Origin of the sequence: Shewanella carassii (assembly GCF_002777975.1) — a bacterium.
GTDB classification, from domain to species: domain Bacteria; phylum Pseudomonadota; class Gammaproteobacteria; order Enterobacterales; family Shewanellaceae; genus Shewanella; species Shewanella carassii.
Window position 1 is genome coordinate 1 of sequence record NZ_NGVS01000042.1, and the last position, 715, is coordinate 715.

General features: G+C 53.1%; 1 rRNA gene. It reads left to right on the forward strand.

Annotated elements, in window-relative coordinates:
• Positions 1-715 (forward strand): 23S ribosomal RNA (locus CBE72_RS19615); the annotation flags it as partial.

Here is a 715-nt window from a genome sequence, read left to right on the forward strand (position 1 = left end):
GTTCTCCTCGAAAGCTATTTAGGTAGCGCCTCGGACGAACACCTTTGGGGGTAGAGCACTGTTAAGGCTAGGGGGTCATCCCGACTTACCAACCCTTTGCAAACTCCGAATACCAAAGAGTGCTATCCGGGAGACAGACGGCGGGTGCTAACGTCCGTCGTCAAAAGGGAAACAACCCAGACCGTCAGCTAAGGTCCCAAAGTAATTGCTAAGTGGGAAACGATGTGGGAAGGCTTAGACAGCTAGGATGTTGGCTTAGAAGCAGCCATCATTTAAAGAAAGCGTAATAGCTCACTAGTCGAGTCGGCCTGCGCGGAAGATGTAACGGGGCTAAGCAATTCACCGAAGCTACGGGTACTGATGCTTGCATCAGTGCGGTAGAGGAGCGTTCTGTAAGCCGTTGAAGGCGAAGGGGTAACCCACGCTGGAGGTATCAGAAGTGCGAATGCTGACATGAGTAACGATAAAGGGGGTGAAAAACCCCCTCGCCGAAAGACCAAGGGTTCCTGTCCAACGTTAATCGGGGCAGGGTGAGTCGACCCCTAAGGCGAGGCTGAAAGGCGTAGTCGATGGGAAACGGGTTAATATTCCCGTACTTCTGCTAACTGCGATGGAGAGACGGAGAAGGCTAGGCCAGCGCGGCGTTGGTTGTCCGCGTTTAAGGTAGTAGGTGGTGTGCTTAGGCAAATCCGGGCACACATACACTGAGAGCTGA